This is a genomic window from Inquilinus sp. KBS0705, assembly GCA_005938025.2.
In the GTDB taxonomy this organism is placed as follows: domain Bacteria; phylum Bacteroidota; class Bacteroidia; order Sphingobacteriales; family Sphingobacteriaceae; genus Mucilaginibacter.
On the sequence record VCCI02000007.1, the window covers coordinates 1 to 18,111 of the forward strand.

8 protein-coding genes are annotated in these 18,111 nt (G+C 40.8%); 4 read left to right on the forward strand and 4 right to left on the reverse strand.

All coding sequences use genetic code 11. The features are described from left to right. The coding region (locus FFF34_019310) for a restriction endonuclease subunit S (GenBank protein TSD62272.1) at positions 1 to 419 on the reverse strand (419 nt) is incomplete at its 3' end. A gap of 134 nt (positions 420 to 553) precedes the next feature. Between FFF34_019310 and FFF34_019315 the strand changes: the two genes are divergently transcribed. Together FFF34_019315 and FFF34_019320 are read left to right on the forward strand one after the other, a co-directional pair. Continuing rightward, on the forward strand, positions 554 to 1,480 hold the full coding sequence (locus FFF34_019315; GenBank protein ID TSD62273.1) for a site-specific integrase: 927 nt from the start codon (positions 554 to 556) through the stop codon (positions 1,478 to 1,480). 57 nt (positions 1,481 to 1,537) lie between these two features. Continuing rightward, entirely contained in the window at positions 1,538 to 4,423 is a 2,886-nt protein-coding gene (locus tag FFF34_019320) for a type I restriction endonuclease subunit R (GenBank protein TSD62274.1), read from the forward strand. 1,154 nt (positions 4,424 to 5,577) lie between these two features. On the opposite strand, the gene FFF34_019325 is transcribed toward FFF34_019320, so the two are convergent. Then, on the reverse strand, positions 5,578 to 8,424 hold the full coding sequence (locus FFF34_019325; protein TSD62275.1) for a hypothetical protein: 2,847 nt from the start codon (positions 8,422 to 8,424) through the stop codon (positions 5,578 to 5,580). A 275-nt stretch (positions 8,425 to 8,699) separates the two neighbouring features. On the opposite strand from FFF34_019325, the gene FFF34_019330 reads away from it, so the two are divergent. Together FFF34_019330 and FFF34_019335 are read left to right on the forward strand one after the other, a co-directional pair. Next, a complete protein-coding gene (locus FFF34_019330) occupies positions 8,700 to 10,757 on the forward strand; it encodes a tetratricopeptide repeat protein (protein TSD62276.1) in 2,058 nt (685 codons plus the stop codon). Further along, the gene (locus FFF34_019335) at positions 10,742 to 11,380 is read left to right on the forward strand and encodes a response regulator transcription factor (protein TSD62277.1); all 639 of its coding nucleotides are present in this window, start codon (positions 10,742 to 10,744) and stop codon (positions 11,378 to 11,380) included. The genes FFF34_019330 and FFF34_019335 overlap by 16 nt, the downstream gene beginning before the upstream one ends. Before the next feature lie 39 nt (positions 11,381 to 11,419). Here the strand turns inward: FFF34_019335 and FFF34_019340 are convergent, their stop codons facing one another. Together FFF34_019340 and FFF34_019345 are read right to left on the reverse strand one after the other, a co-directional pair. Beyond that, positions 11,420 to 12,445, reverse strand: coding sequence for a hypothetical protein (locus FFF34_019340; protein TSD62278.1), 1,026 nt, complete (start codon positions 12,443 to 12,445; stop codon positions 11,420 to 11,422). Positions 12,446 to 12,629: 184 nt separating this feature from the next. Further along, positions 12,630 to 17,870 carry a hypothetical protein gene (locus FFF34_019345; protein TSD62279.1) on the reverse strand — a complete coding sequence of 1,747 codons (5,241 nt, stop codon included), beginning with the start codon at positions 17,868 to 17,870 and terminating at the stop codon, positions 12,630 to 12,632. Positions 17,871 to 18,111 lie beyond the last annotated feature (241 nt).

An 18,111-nucleotide genomic window follows, 5' to 3' on the forward strand; every position in this document is an offset into this window, starting at 1 on the left:
CTTTGAGTTTGGATGCGTTGGTCTATTCGACTTAATACTAAAGCAATTTTTTGTTGCTCAGGCTTTAATTTGGGGATTTTCACCTCAACTTTCTCTAAATTTTGAACAGACAAACCTGGTTGGGCTGCGCCAGTTGCATATTGATTTAAATTGAGATGTTTTAACAGGTAATGCAACGTTAAAGTATTGATATTGTCTTTCGGCGTAACTACTACCGCATGCTCAGTAGCATGAAAATTGCCGTCAACAAGTGTAACGTTTCCACAAAGTGCGCCTTGACGTCCAATCAAGGAATATAGTCCCTTTTGATTATTCGATTTTGTATATCCGCGTAAACCATTACCCCCATAGCAAGGAAATAATCCATCTTGCAACTCATTATGTATTTCGGAGGCGCTAACAAACTTACCAGCCTGCATTTTACATATTCCGCCTAATGAATTATCTTCCCACTCCCCCTCAAACCCCGGGAATCTCAAATTTGGAACCTAAGTGCCTGAATTTCTCTTTTGTGTAACTTTTGAGATTTTTATAATCATTTAACCAAAATCTCATGAACGAACAAAAAACGATTGCACAATTAATTAGTCTATGGAAAACCGACAAAAAACAGTACGTAAAAAAATCAAGTTTTTCGGCGTATGTCCTCTTAATAGAAAATCATTTATTGCCTGCATTCGGCGATAAAAAAATAATTGAGGAAGCCGAAGTTCAAACTTTTGTATTCCAAAAATTGGAGCAGGGATTAAGTCAGAAGACGATCAAGGATATTTTAATTGTCCTGAAAATGGTGCTGAAATTCGGTGCAAAGAACAAATACTTCGAGCATATCCCATTTGATATTCAATTCCCTACAGAGCGCGAAAAACATAACATCGAGGTATTGAGTAGAACTAATCAGAAAAAAGTGATGAGTTATATAGAAACACACTTTACATTTCGCAACGTGGGCGTATACATTTGTTTAAGTGCAGGCATCAGAATTGGTGAAGTTTGCGCCCTTACCTGGGAAGACATTGATACAGATAATGGCGTTATTAATATCAGAAAAACCATACAGCGCATTTATCTGATAGAGGATGGTGATCGTAAAACGGAAATAATTCTAGATACCCCTAAAACTAAAAATTCAATTAGATCTATTCCAATGAGCCGAGATCTATTAAGGATGCTAAAACCCTTAAAAAAGATAGTAAACAATTCATTTTTTGTATTGACCAACGACGCGAAGCCTACCGAACCTCGGACGTATAGAAGTTATTATAAAAATTTAATGAAAGAACTGAATATGCCCGACCTGAAATTTCATGGCTTGCGACATAGTTTTGCTACCAGGTGTATCGAAGGCAAGTGCGATTATAAGACAGTCAGTGTGCTGTTAGGACATTCAAACATTACCACTACACTAAATTTATATGTACATCCTAATTTAGAGCAAAAGAAAAAATGTATAGATCAAATGTTTAAGGCGTTAGGGTAAAAATTGACGGATTTGTAATTGGCTGTATTTGCTATCTTTAAAGGCTTTATCATAAATATGCCAAAACAATCCGAACAAATATTAGAAGAACAATTGATAACCAACTTGAAAAAGTTAGGTTATCAATATGTTTTGTTATCCAATGAGTTAGCGTTGGTTCAAAACCTTAAATCTCAATTAGAAAAGCACAATAATATCAGTTTTTCAATGGCTGAGTTTGATAAGGCACTCAACATTCTTAGTAAAGGCTCTGTTTTTGAAAAGGGCAAAACGCTGCGTCAAAAACAACACATTGTTCGAGATAATGGCGATAATCTATATTTTGAATTTTTGAACACCGAACATTGGTGCCAAAACCAATACCAGGTAACTAACCAGGTTACTCAGGAAGGCAAATATGTAAACAGGTACGATGTTACTTTACTAATAAATGGTTTGCCTTTAATTCAAATAGAGTTGAAGCGCAGGGGTTTAGAAATGAAAGAAGCTTTTAATCAGCTTAATCGTTATCAAAGGCATTCATTTAATGCTAATTACGCCTTATATCAATACGTACAGGTATTTGTAATTAGCAACGGCGTAAATACCAAATACTTCGCCAATAACCGTTATCAGGACTTTAAACAAACTTTTTATTGGACGGATACAACAAACAAGCGCCTTACTAATCTTTTAACCGACTTTACCGATGCGTTTTTAGAGCCTTGTCATGTCAGTAAAATGATTTGCAAATACATAGTGCTTAACGAAGCTAATAAAATACCAATGATATTGCGTCCTTACCAGTACTATGCAGTAGAAGCTTTAATTGAACGGGTAAAGAGCAGTAATAAAAACGGATATATTTGGCATACTACAGGCTCCGGGAAAACTTTAACTTCATTTAAAGCTAGCCAAATATTGATGAACCTTCCACAAGTTCATAAAGTGGTTTTTGTCGTTGATAGGAAAGATTTGGATTATCAAACCGCTAAAGAGTTTAATAGCTTTCAAGAGGGCAGCATAGACGGTGCCGATAATACCAACAACCTGGTTAAGCAATTTACTGACAGTTATGCAGATAAAAAGGGCGAACATAAAAGCTCAAAATTGATCATAACTACTATTCAAAAATTAAACACTGCTATCAGTAAATTACGGTACGAAAGTAAAATGACCGACTTAAAAGATAAACGCATTGTGTTTATCTTTGATGAATGCCACCGAAGTCAGTTTGGTGAAACGCACCAACGTATCAGGTCTTACTTTAATAATAGCCAATTATTCGGCTTTACGGGTACGCCTATTTTTGCCGATAATGCTAATAAAAATGAATTAGGCAAACGTACCACGAAAGATCTGTTTGAAGATTGCCTACATAAATATGTAATCACAGATGCTATTCGTGATGAAAATGTATTAAAGTTCTCAATAGAATATGTAGGCAGATACAAACACAAAGATGGCCGCGAAACTGCGATAGATATTGAAGTTGAAGATATTGATACTCGGGAGTTGATGGAAGACACAAGCCGATTAACAAAAATCACCGATTATATTATCGCACACCATGATCGGAAAACACAAAGTAAACGTTTTACGGCGATGTTCTGTGTTGATAGTGTAAAGACCCTGATCAAATACTATGAAATTTTCAAACGCAGAAAAGATGAGAGAGCCCATCAATTAAAAATAGCGACTATTTTTAGTTATGCCAATAACGAAGATGATGCCGAGGCTAACGGTTTTATCCCTGAAGAGGTTTCGGTACTCCAGGAACCGAAAGTTTTATACAATCTGCGGCCACACACCCGGGAAAAACTTGATGAGTTTATTAGCGATTATAATGCCTTGTTTGGTAGTGCCTATAGTACTAAAGACAGTGAAAGCTTTTACAATTATTATAACAACATTTCTGAACGTGTTAAGAAAGGGGAAATTGATGTTTTATTGGTTGTGAATATGTTTTTAACCGGTTTCGATAGTAAAACCTTAAATACGCTATACGTAGATAAAAACCTTAAATACCACGGTTTGATTCAGGCTTTTAGTCGCACTAACAGGATCTTGGATGAGCGAAAATCGCAAGGGAATATTGTAGCCTTTCGTAACCTTAAAAACAGGACAGATGAAGCTATAACTTTGTTTAGCAACAAGGATGCGATTGAGGTTATCATAATGAAGCCCTATGAAGACTATGCCAAAGAGTTTGAGGGAGCTTTTGAAAAATTGAAGGAAATTACGCCATCGCCAGGTGACGTAAATGATTTGCAAAGTGAAGATGACGAACTTGAATTTGTAAAGGCTTTCAGAAACCTAATGCGCATAAAAAACATACTAATTTCTTTTGCCGATTTTACATGGGACGATTTGCAAATGCCCGAGCAGGAGTTTGAAGATTTTAAAAGCAAGTATCTTGATTTACACGACAAGGTAAAAAAAGAGCATGAAAAGGAAAAGGTATCCATTTTAGAAGATGTCGATTTTGAACTGGAGCTTATCCATCGCGATGAGATCAATGTAAACTATATTATTCAGTTGTTAATTAAACTTAAATCGCAAAATAAAGGTGACATAGAAAAAACTAAGAGAGAGATTGCGAATTTATTGTCAACAGAAACCACCTTACGCAGTAAACGCGAATTGATAGAACGTTTTATAGAAGAAAATTTACCACTCATCACTGATACAGATGAAGTAACAACGGAATTTGACAAGTTTTGGGATAAAGAACAGAAGCTAGCATTTGAAAAGCTAATCAGTGAAGAAAAGCTTTCTAAGGAAAAAACAGAAAAATTGATTGAAGATTACCTTTTTGCAGAAAGAGAACCATTAAGAGATGATTTACTGGATTTAATAGAAGGGGAAAAGCCGAGTGTGCTATTTCGTAAGAAAAGAGGTGATAGCATATTAATACGCATCAAAGATTTTGTAGAGACGTTTATCAATGGGATGGTTGGATAGCAATTAAGTAATCTTATCAATTGTATAATCGAAGTCAACTCAATTTTACCAAAGATTCTTTAATTATAAGATCAGTCGCAAGCGGAATAGCCGGTCAATCTAAGCCAGAATATCCTTTTATAAAATAAATAATCCCATATTCACCACATCCGCAAAGATATCCCATCGCCCAAATAAAAAGTAAAGGCCATGCAGAGCGGGCTAGTGTGTTTTTCTTTTCAGCTGTAGCCCGGCCTTGACTATTTATCCGGCTCGCGCTATTGGTTGCTTAAGCGGTGAAAAAGGGATGGTGTGCGACTTAGCGTGCGGAGCGGATAATCAGAGTGAGCATCAACAAAATTCTTAGATTAAATTGCACTCAAACCCAATATTTCGTATCTTTATATAGTAAGATTTGTAATTAATTTGCATCAAGAAAATGGTTAGTAATTCGGTGCGTAGTTTATCGAAAACCATATAAAGTATTGTAAGTCAATAGGGTTTTAGTCGTGTTCGATTCCCCTACGGGCTACTACAACAAAGCCGCTTTACCTTTCGTAAAGCGGCTTTGTGCTTTTACAATATTTTGCACTTGTTGCTGTAAAATTTTTCATTTTTTTGCAGAGGGTTGCCTACCTAATATAAAAAATTAATTCCATATATCCTAACATCTATTTTGCAACCGGGAAATGAGTAGGGGATGTCTATTTACATTCGTATTACTGTTAACGGAAAACATGTCGATTACCTACCTGTCTGCCAGACGCATGCGACGCGGGTAAATGGAATAGCGATGCCGGACGGGTTTTGAGAACTAGAGAGGATATTAGGGGGCTTATTAATAGGCGCACATCAGCCTCTTTTTCGGGCTATTCATCCATTGGCAGCGACGCTGGTACGGTCGTACTTTTTTTTATTGCCAGGAAGATGGTAATGGCGTATAGCAAGACCGCCTTAATAGCGACTTATCACGAATGCATGCGGGAGCTGAACGGTTATGTGTATATACATTACGAGCCTTCTTACCATTCCGGTCTAGGCAGCCGGATATACGGGGTAGCGATCCCCCACAGAAAAAATAACCGTTATTTATCTCTTTTTGCGGAAGGCTTCTCAGATATCAAACAAAACGCCCTGACTGTATTACAATCAAGGCGATTTTAAAGGTGTTAAAATTAATACTTTAATAAAAAGTATCCGGCTATGTGTTTTATCTCGCCTTCTTCTTTGTATTCAAGCACATAAAAATAGGTGCCGGGTTTTTGTACTGCTTTAGTCTTGCCGGAATGCCCGTCAAATGATCTTCCTGCATTATCATATCCCGACACCTCAAAAATGTTTGTCCCGTTTTTATCCATCACAATTAATTTATTGTCGGTATAGTTATTAATACCGTCAATAATAAGGACATCATTTATTCCATCGCCATTAGGTGATACCGCCGCACGAACAACCGGTGCTGCCATTACCTGCCCGCTTACAATACCGGCCTTTTTTTGAGTAAAACGTAACACTCCTGATGGGGAAGCTTTTTCGGTACCGGTGGCTAACTTTGATACAGTTACCGTTGTACCAGAATAGGATACTTTATATAACTGGTTTGGGTCTAAACCACATAAAGTATGGGTAGCTCCTGCTGTACCTGTAAATTTATATGAAACATTTGTAATAGGCAAAGGGTACTTAGCTATGTTATTATTAAACATAACAACCTCTGTATTACCATTCAACTCAATTACACTGCCTTCCATCGTATTCTGATTAGCTTTAATAGCTGTTGTTTTCATTTCTGCCGATGCTTTTGCACCAGGTTGCAACACTGTAACTATATCCTGCTTAAGTGGATTGTTTGCCGCAGTAACTTCGGCACGCCATGTATTGGTATTAAATATGTAACTAACATCGCTACCAAATGCATTATCTGGATTGTTATTTTCGTTAACAGCTACTATATTGAGGGCAGCGGGGATAACCGTATGGATATATAACTTTGAATTATCCATTGTGGCTGTAATATTGTTTCCGCTGATAACCGGCTTATTCAAAAAATGCCAGCGTAGGTGTTTTTTATACTGGCCTAATTTGTTGGTGCTATTTTTTACCAAAAACTTATCATACACCACAAAAACATCCGAATTACGCAGGTATAAAAACGATCGGTAGTAATAACGTAATGTACGTTTTGTAGTATCCGGATTATCGTACCCCACCAGATAGGAAGTGGTCAGATCTGAGCGGAAATAGGAGAAATTATCATTCTGTTCCTGGTTAGTTGGCTCGTCGTAACCTGACGATGTTTGCCCCCCGGCCATTCCAACATAATCCGGATAGGCCGAATCATAATCATTAAAGTCGTTTAAATACAAAGTGTTGCTAAAGCTGTTGGTATAAGAGTAATTGGTTGGCCCGTCAATACCATTTCCGCCTGCCTTAGCCACTTCATTAGCCGCTACCAACAAATGGTCATCCCCATCATGGCTATCGCCTCTAATGATCTTAAAATGCCCGGCATTGTTATGATTATGCTGGTCGTAAACAGCAGCACCCATATCTAATGTTGCCCATGTTGCTGTTTTACCCCAGTTACTGCGCATATAAAACTTATTAAGGCCGGTGTTTTTGGGTATAGCCTTGTATACATTAACATCTACCAATGGGTAGTAGGGTTTAAAAGTGTACGCTGTTGCTGTACGCGCCTTTTCATACAATAATTTTTCCCAGCTTAAGGCTTGGTAACCCTTATTACCCGATAACAAGTTAACCGGTAACATCACATTCTTGCGGAAATATTCAATATTAGACCCCGCCGTGCTACCTTCTAACAATGCCGATAAACGCAAAGGCAGGCCATAAGATGCTGTGCAACCTAAAAACGAGCCATTATCATTACTGTTATCATATTGAAAGCGGTTTGGCGTGTAAGAGTGTATTAAAGCTTCGGTCTCCTTGGTGAAAAATTGTTTAAAAGCAGCATCGGTTTGTAGCATATTTTCGCCTGTGGCGCTCTTTACCGCCATAGTAAAATCAATTAAAAAATTGCTGGTTTCGCCACCGTACGACCAGCCTTGTACCGGTATACCATCCTTTTGTGGTGCTGCCAAAACACTTTTAGGCCCCAGATATGATTTAGAAGCGGCCGAAGGTAAACCACCTTTTATGGCTTGGGTAAAATAGGCGTTAGCTGTTTCGGCATATGTTTGCGTATTGGTATTTAAACTTCCGGGTGTACCCAAAAGGCGTTGCCTCGAAAAATCGATCATTTTTTTTGATAGCGCATCATCACTGCCTATAGCCAGGCCCATATATCCGGCACATATCAGATGCCCTACAAAGTAATTACCGGTAGGGTCGTCCTGCAATTGGTTTAAGCGATAAGGCACCGCACTCATAAACTTGTACCAATCTTTCATTACAAAAAGCATTTCGGCCTTACGCTTATCCCCAAGTTCGTTATAACACCAATCGTATATAATGGCCATTGTTTTGCCAACATGGCGTGTTGCATACGAGCTATTAAATTGAAAAATATTTGGTTTGTAATTACTATTTGGCGGATATGCTTTATAAGCTTTTGTTATTACATCAGCCAACAATAAAAGCTTATTTGAATAAGCCGTTGGATTGGCTCCAGCATTGTTTGTTTTAGTTAGCTGGTGGGCAAAGCCAAGTGTAATGGCTGCGTCTTCCCAGCTACTGCCGCAATACGAATAAAAAATATCGGCAGTACCGTAGTATTTAGAGTCGGATGCAGTAGTTTCATTCCATTCGATTACTTTACCCGGCAGATATTTTTTTGCATCGGCTAACACAGCCAGCCAGTTTGCATCATTGGCATTTTTTTTTGCAAGCATAGCTGTTTTGGTAGCCGCATCTAAAAATATACGTGGGTGGGTTACTATTACCGGTTTTTGTTGTGCAACTGTTAAGCCGGCAAGCATATTAAATAACCATACCAATAATGGATATTTAAATTTGAAAGGTAGTTTTTTTAGCATGATTAGGGGTTTGGTATTTATTATCATACAATATCTTGCGCATTTGCTACTTTAATACTGTTTATATTTCCCCAAAGCTACCTTAAGCAGTTTTCATAAAAAATCATCTTTTAGGGTGATATTACCTGCCTGATGCCAACAATTCTTTAACAATACTAATCCAAAAGATCTAATAATAAATTAGAGTTCATCTGTATTATAATATGAAACAATAGCAATGAGGCGTTTATTAGCATATATTTTAAATATTAAACCGCCAATAATTATTACATTAGAAGAGTTAAATCCCCTAAATTATTGTGATGCGCGCTTTTAAGCTTATAGTATTATTATTGATTATTATATCACTAAAAGCAAAGGCCCAAAGCCCGGCAATTGATAGTTTAAAAAGGATAATTTCCTATCACCGTGGTAACGACGACGAAGCGCTAAGTTTATACCGTTTAGGTGTGGCACTAACCCGCTACGATATGAATATGGCTAAGTATAACTTATATGCTGCCATAAAGCTAGCCACTAAGTTAAACGCTACCCTGCCGCTAAGTGCCTCCTACGCACAATTGGTAAGCATATATTATAATACGGGACAACCCGACAGCGCTCACTACTTTTTAAATAGAGCCAAAGTTATAGCCGATAACACTGTAGCTGATAACCCTAATGGATATAAGATAAAAGGCAACTATGAAAGCGCCGCCGGGTTGCTTTATAAAAACGAAGGCAATTATAAACTGGCCATGCCGCACCTGTTAGCCGGGCTGGCATTAAGCGAAAAGACAGGTGTGCCCGAAGCAGCTGCCGGGCAAAACCTTAACATAGGTAACGCCTATGTTAAACTGGGTGATTTTAAAAAAGCCCTTATTTATCACCTGCAATCGCTAAAGCTATTTTTAAAAATAGGCAGCCAAAAAGGCGAATCGTTTTGTTACCAATCTATTGCTGAAGATTTTACACAGCTGCGCCTTTTTGAACAAGCACTACCCTACGCGTTAAAAGCGCAGGCACTAAAAAAGATATTGAATGACAAGCGTGGAGTGGCATCGGCAGGCTTGGGCCTGGGCAGTATTTACAGGGGCTTAAAGCGTTACGATGAGGCCCTTATCAATTTTGACCGTGCCCTACAAGTAACCCGCGACATGAACTTAACCGCTGAAGAGGCCGGTATACTTACCGAAACCGGCAATACTTATACCGAAATGGATAAGCCTAAGGATGCCATGGATTATTATATAAAGGCAAAAGAGGTTGCCCTAAAAGGTGGTGATAAAGCAGTAGTAACAGCTATAGAAGCCAAAATAGCCTATTTGCAAACCGGCTACCTGATAAAAAAGCAATCGGAAGACAAGTTGCTTAAAGCGGTTGCTACTGCGGTAAAAAAGGGCGATAAACAGCAGGAAGTGGATGACTATAAATACTTAATTAAATTTTATACCGATAACAAAGATTTTGAAAAGGCATTGGTTTACAGCAATATGTACCATAAAGCCATTAACAATATACAAAACACCGACCTTACCCTACAAGTAAAAAAACTGGAAGAAAGCTTTAAAGCCGAACGTAAAGAACAGGAAATTGCACTGCTTAAGAAAGATCAGCGGATTAACAAAGTCGACCTGAGTCGGCAAAATACCATTAAATACGCTGCTATAACGGTTGCAGGGCTATTATTGCTGTTTATTATTATCACTGCCTACCGCAATAGGGCCATACAGGAGGCAAAGGCGATCATCGAACTTGATAAAATTCGCAGCTCGATAGCCCGCGACCTGCACGACGATATTGGCTCGAGGCTTACCAATATACAGTTTCAAACCGAGTTGTTAAGGCAGTCAAATAACGGCAACACGGTTAACCATATCACCAATATACGCGAGGAACTACTGGCATCTACAGAGGCATTAGATGAGATTGTTTGGAATATGAAAACCAACCCCGACGACAAGGGAACATTGCCTGTGCGTATGCGCCGCTATGCAGGTGAGCTCTTCGACAATTATGATATGGACTATACTATTAATGTGTCCGACAACTTCTCAGGCGATGGCTTGTCGCATGAGAAGCAGCGGGATATATTTCTGATATTCAGAGAGATATTAAACAATACCCGCAAGCATGCCGGCGCGCAAAAGGTACTTGTCAATATAAAAACCGACAAAAAGGGTTTTAACTTATACATAAGCGATGATGGCAAAGGGTTTGACCCGCAGGTTGTTAAAAGTAAGGGACGTAACGGCTTGCATAATATAAAAAGCAGGGTAGATAAGTGCAATGGTCAGCTGGTAATAAGCTCAGATAAAGGCACTTGCTATAACATATCTATACCCCTAAGCAAACGATTTACCTTATGGAGCAGAAGCTGATCATATACGAGGATAACGAGGCGCTGCGTAACTCGCTGGTGTACCTGTTAAACGCCCAAAACTACCGTGTAGTGGGCGATTTTAACAACGTTATGGATGTTAAAGCACAGGTAATGGCCGCCCAGCCCGATCTGGTTATAATGGATATTGATATGCCTGGTAAAGACGGCATTACAGCTGTTGCTGAGTTGAAAGAGATGCGCCCCGAGACCACTATTATCATGTATACCCAGTTTGAAGACGACCACCGCCTGTTTAAAAGCATATGCGCCGGGGCCGATGGCTACATACTAAAGAAGACTTCGCCAGAGAAGTTTTTTGATGCCATAAAGGACGTTTTAAGCGGTGGGGCACCCATGTCACCGCTGATCGCTAAAAAAGTAATTAACTCATTTAAAGCACCTAAGCAGGGTATTAGCGCACAATTAAAGTACGATCTGACCAATCGCGAGGCCGAGATATTGCAGCTGCTGACCAAGGGTTACAGCGTTAAATTAATAGCCCACGAGATGAATATTGCCTATGATACCGCCCGGTCGCATTTAAGGAATACTTACCGGAAACTGCACGTAAATTGCGGGAAAGAAGCCATTGCTATACTGCTTGCCGATAAGATCAGCTAAAAATCAATAGTGCAAGGGTTCTCTTTAAAAAACGGACCTTTACTTGAGCATTAGTTTGCGAATAGTATTTGTTTTGGTGTCTGAAAAATAAATGCTGTTTTCATGGTCGCCAAGTGCCAGGGAAAATGCGTTAACATCGGCCTTTAAGCCTACGCCATCGCGGCCATCGGGCGTTGTAGCATTTGGCCCGGCAAGCACGGTTAACTTACCCCCTTCAATTTTTTCTATTTTTCCGCTGGCTGCCAGGTACATGGTCCGGCTATCTTTATTTAGTATTATAGAAGTGATAGCACCCGGTTTTAAGGCAGGGTATAGCTGTTCGGTAACGCCGCTGGGTGTGTATTTGAACAGGCGGCCGGGTGTTGCAAAATAGATAACGCGGTTGCCGCCAACGAACAAGCCGGAGAAGAATTGCCCCCTTCGGGCTTCATCATCTGTGAGCAGGGTCCTGTCAAAGTTCACAGGTTCTGTTCCAATAGTGCCCTGGCTATTTACCAGGTGCTTAATAATGTGCGTACCTTCAGCAAAATAAAAGAAATCGTTGTAGGGGTCTTTAGCCAGTGGCCCTAAGTAAGTATACGTGTACCCGTCTTCGGCTGTTATGCTTTCGTTTGCATTGTAGATGAAAGTTAAACCTGCCTGGTCTTCATTGTTGCTTATAATATGAATTTCTCCTGCCTTGTCTACACCCACAAATGCAGGTCTTAAGCTTTGCCCGTCGGGAGGTGCTTGTAGCTGCAACGTTGACACGTCGCCATCGGTAGTCAATTTACGTACGGCGTTATTATTTGCGTCGGCAATGTACAATGCCCCATCCGGCATTAGCTGTATTCCTTCGGGCGAGTTAAAGCGTGCTGTTTTGGCAGGCCCGTCGACAAAACCGGCTGAATTGCGGGCCCCTGCAATGGTCACTACCGTATTTGGAACAACGGCTGCGGCGGCCAGTGCGGCCGTGCTGTTTGACTTTTCAACAGCATTGTCGAGTTGTAAATCAGCATGCTTATTACAAGCGCTTAATGCCACAAGCAAAATAAAAGCCGCGGGCCGGGTAAGTTTGCTATTCATATAAAGAATTTTTTGGTGTACAATTGGTATACAAATTTAAAAAGGTGCTTTAACCCGAAATAACGTTTATTGTAATTGGTGCTTTTTTGTTATGGTTGATGACCTGATTGAGTATGAGGCAGGGAACAATTTCTCACTTTTAAACCGTTATTAGATGGCAGGCTGAAGGCAAGATCAATGTTGCTTAACGTGTTACAATGAGTTTCGCGTATTTAGACCCCGACGCGTAAACTGCCCTAACTATATAAAAGCTTACGGATTGATTCTGCTTTTCTATGGTAAATGTTGTATTGAATTCACCATTTAAATCTGTAACGGCTTTTATGGTTTTCAGTAAGCGCCCGTTGCCGTCATAAAGTAACAACTCTACCGGTTCGTTTTTATTAAAGTACTGCAGGTTGATAGATAAAGGACCGCCGTTGCTTGGGTTTGGATATACCAATAGTTTGCGCTCGGATTTGTTAAGCGCATTGTATTCAGTTTTTCTAATGTCTTTATCGCTTGGGGTATCAATTGCCATACGGTGGCTCAAATGCAACTCTTTTACAGTATCTTCTAGAGTTGTAATCCGCAAATTAGCCATAGTGTTGCCCAGGTCTTTCCCGGTCACATTCAGCCGGAACGATAGTGCACTATTTTTTTGCAACGCTAAAGGTTCTTTGTTAGTTGGCAAAGGCACACCCGCAATTTTGAAACTCGGTGCGCCGTTTCCGTAAAGTTTAATGTCTTTTACCTTCAAAATACCTTCACCCTTGTTCATTATAGTTATCCAGAAACTCTTATTTGCCGATTTGCTATCAGTAACCTCGGGACTGGCGGCAACGGCAAGCAAGCCCATTGGCTTACTGGGCTGATCTTGTGCTTTTAGCAGCGTTATCTGTCCCGTAAGGTTAGTATTGTCATTCCAGTTAAACTCAATTACATAAAGGTTGCCGTTAGTAACATCTTCTACAATATCCAAAGGGTTGGTAAAGCCCGACATCCCTACAAGCCCCATATTACCCGATCCTGTTGTTGCTTTAACTATATCATAAACCTGATCATTACTTCCGGCACTATCAATTTTTACCATTGATCCCGGTTGTAATACAATAATATCCCCGCCACCGCTAAAACGGCAAACTAGTAGTTTACCCTTAAGCGCACCATTAAAATTGTTACTCTTATATTCTAAAGCACCGTTAGGAGAATGGTTTAGTCCAAAATCAAACGCAGGCCGGTAACGTGAATCTGCCACTATAGCCGGCGAGTACAACGGATTATCAGCATAACCCCTGTTGATCACATATTCGCCACGAAGGGGATTGGGGTGGCCGTAATACCCCACAGGCTTTGCCGGATTTACCCTGAACAACCAGTCGTCCTGTACTTTGATGTTATTGGTGGCAGGTATCATCGGTCCATTATAAAAAGTACCGTCGGGCCGCCGCGTACCAGTTACAGAGGCCGGCGAATTACCACCACCTCCTGATCCGTTGGCCGGTACGTACAGCTGGCCGTTTGAGTGCCATACCAGGTCGAAAGCGTTACGCACGCCTGAGGCATAAATGGTTAATGGCGAAACACTGCTATAAGGGTTGTAGGTACCGTCGCTCATGGTTGGCGATGCAGCGGGTGCGCTATTGATCACAGCCTGATCAGCACTTGTTTGTACATTAAGCGGTAAGGAAGCGCTATTTAGCTTATTGATATCTAAACGCAGCACCGTACCGGATAATAAACTTTCTTTACGTTGCCAATCGTTATCATATTCGCCTGCCGAACTATTACTTCCCTGGCAAATATATAAAGCGCTATCCGGGCCAAACGCCAGGCTGTTAACCATATGGTCCCTGGTAGATCGCGGGAGCTTAGTAATCATCAGCGTCTCATTTTGTAAACTGTCGCCCTCCAGGCGGGATATATTGCCATCAAAAGCCGGTGCATTGGCTAAGCCACCGGAGCTGTGCGTTACCCACAAAATAATATGGCTTAATGTAGACCGGGGATCAAATGCTAAACCAATAGCTGTGCGCTCGCCGTATTTATTATAAAGTGTGCCGATGGTCTTTTTATTAGATAATGAGCCATCACTATGGTTAACATCATATCGTTCAATAATACCGTTAAGCCTAAGCGCATAAAACTTGCCATCGGGCCCAAACGCTAACGATGAATATTTAATATTTTGCGTACCCGGGATAGCGACTTTTTTAAATTGAGCATATAAGAACTGGCTTGAATCAATTTTTGCAGCATCGGTTGTAAACGTAGCTTCAAATGGTGTAAAAGCTGCCCCTGAATGTGATTTTACGTTTGAGGTAATAACGAATTTATACCTTGTGTTAGCCTCTAAACTATTTGTTGGTGAAAAACTTATGGCATCGCCCCCACCGGTACCCTGTACTGTACCCGACACTTTTTCCAGCGCTGTATCTGCATACTTATAAAGCATTACAGTGGTATCGTTTATAGTAGTGTTATCAACGCCGCCGGGAAAGCCTGCTACGGGTGGTACATGCAAATTATTAGCCGCGATACTAACAGTGGTTAGGCTAACCTTTGTAGATGCGTTTGCCGGATTGGATGAAATAACATAAGGCCTTGTACCGTCAACCACGTTTAGCTGAATGGTAAACGTTGCACTGGTATAAGAGCCAGACGTTGCCTTTACTGTAGCGTAATATGTGCCTAACGGAAGAGCGCTGGCTGACGAATAATTGAAACTGATAGCAGGCTGAGCGCCCGAGGGCGACGAGTTAAAAGTTAGCCATGGCGTTGTGTTATTAGTGTATTCTGCGGTTACGCTGTAGGCGTTAGCTAAGTTGTCGGAACTACCCAATACAACAGAAAATGATTTATTAAAGGTTGTGCCTTTTTCTATGATGATATTTTGGTTGGCTGCCGCCCAGTAAACATATGGTGCTGTAGTAACCGGAATGATATTGGCAAAATTGATCTTTGTATTTGTTCCACCGTCGGCATTTATAGTTAAATTCTCGTCGGCTACGGTAACCCTTATGGTGTTTGAACTAAATCTTCCAATGTCGCCGGCCTTCCCTTTAGGTACAAACTGATTTATGGCGTTAACACCCTCTACGTTCAGCGTATGTATCTCCGGCGCGCTCGAAACCGAGCCATCACCAACAGATACAGTTGCATCATAGGTGCCGTTGGGCACTTTTAATTCCCAATAGCCTTCTATTTTAACCCCCGAAAAATTACCGGGTATATTGTTAGGCTGCATATGAAATAAAGTGGCTAGTAAAATGTCTTCGGGCAGGGTACGTAACCGCCCGTTACCTACCAAATTAATCGGCGTATTATCTGCCCTTTTTCTCCAGCCGTAAGTTAAACCCACACTTTGGTTTGTACTAACACGCTCGCCATAAGCCTGCCCATAGTCTACAACATACTCCACCGGGGGCACCGTTTGCACGGCTTGAAAGTTAACATTGATAGCCTTATTAGTAATACCTTCTATCACATTTAGATTTATCAGCAAGCTTGCCGGTGTGTACCCGTCTGCCGTGCCGGTGATAAGCGCCTGATAGCTGCCAGGAGCTATAGCGGCGTTAATATTTTCGGGGCCTAAAGTTATGGTCGAAGTTGGATTGGATGGCAATGAAAGCCAACTTGCCTCTGTTTTTGTTAATGTAAACGCTGAAGTAGCCGGGGTTGCAATTAAGTTAACTGATTGTGGTATGATCTGCCCCCCTTGGATAACTGTGAAGTTTAATGTATCTTTTGAGAAGGTAAGCTTCCGTTGTTTCGGGGCAGTATTGGCTAAAGCAAAATCATCAAAGTTATAACTTACCGGGCTTGTTCCGTTACGATAAGAAGCGAAAATGCCTGCGGTTACCGTATTCGAAGTAACACCCATTCCCGAAATACTGACACCCGGCTTTGCATAACCGGTTTTACCTGTACTAATGTAAGTGGTGCCATTTGTTGAATAAAAGCCCTCGGCAGTTTGGGCGAGCGAATCGATGATCAGCCTAAGGGAAACTGTATTTGTATTTAGCCCGCTTATAACAGACGTAATGCGCTGGTCGGGATTGGCGGTGCCCGCCACAGTTGAAGATATATCGTTTAATTCCCGCCGCAATTCCACTTTGTTACCGGTGATGCCAAGTTTAATATAAGTTTTATCATTCAAACCATACCAAAGCCCGGCTTGCTGTGATTGCGTACCATTGTAGGGTTTAATCAGCTTTACGTCCAATTGAAGACGCCCGGTAGCGGCGATTTCTACCCCCAGCAGGTTAAGTTGATTGTTATTGGTCAGATAATCTATTCCTTTGCTGGATACCAGCTGTAACTGCCCGCCTGCTAACGTAATTTTTGATGGCTCGTATCCCGGAACCTGTACTACTGAAGGCTGACCATCAGCAGCGTTACGTGTACCCGAAAGAGTATTTACCGTGGTAAAACCGGTGCCCTGGCTACTTTTATCTTCAATTGTGCCGCTTACCGGTTGGTCAAATGATAGCTCAAAAGGCAAGTTTACTTGTAGCGATGCGCAGGGCAAAGTACTTAAGGGGGCACAGCCATTAAACGGAGGTATTACAATTGATTGAATATTAAAGTCATCAAAAGTATAGGTAACCGGGCTGGTTCCGTTTCTATAAGATGCAAACAAACCCGCGTATACGATTCCGGAGGTAACATTCATTTCCGAAATGTTAACGCTTGCCTTGGTATAACCGGTTTTACCTGTACTGATATAGGCACTGCCGTTGGTCGAATAAAATCCTTCAGCCGTTTGTGACACCGAATCGATCACGAGCCGCAGGGATACTGTGGTAGCGTTAAGCCCGCTGATCACACCCGTAATACGCTGATCAGGGTTGGTACTTCCGGTTACGGTGGACGACACATCGTTATACTCTTTCCGTAACTCTACCTTATTGCCTGTAATGCCAAGTTTAATATAACATTTATCATTTAAGCCAAACCATATACCCGCCTGTTGCGATTGAGTGCCATTATATGGATTAATTACTTTTACATCCAGCTGCAGTTTTCCGCCCGATTGTATTTGTACACCAAGTAAGTTAAGTTGATTATTATTTTTCAGATAATCTATCCCTTTGTTTGCAACTATTTGCAGCCGGCCGGCTGCAAGGGTGATTTTTGAGGGCTCGTAACCCGGCACACCCGGATTTGATGATTGTCCATCGGCGGCCAGCCGGGTGCCGGAGTAAGTATTTACCGTTCTAAAACCGGTGCCCAAGCCATTTTTATCCAAAATGGTAGCGTCCGCCGGCGCATCAAATGACAAGCTAAAGGGTAATGCAACCTTAACCTGCGTGCAGGGCAATGTACTTATGGGGTTGCAAGTATCCGGTTGTGTAGTGTGGGTTTTAGACGCAATGATATACTCATAACTAAATACTTTTACACTCAAAAACAGTGCTGCTAAAAGCATCAATACTTTTTTCATTTTAAGCTGATAAATAAAGTCCAGTGAAAAATAGCACGATACTATTTATTGCCTGTATTACATAGGGGTGCACAAAAATATGCTTCCAAACCCTATTGTAAGCACCTATGCGTTACTTGTTTACCAATTTGATGCTTTTTGAGAAAATGTGGTAAACACATGTGAAACGCCAATTTTGAAGTATACTTAAAATGATGTTTTAAACGGAAAAAGCAGCAACAAAAAAGCCGCTTTACCTTTC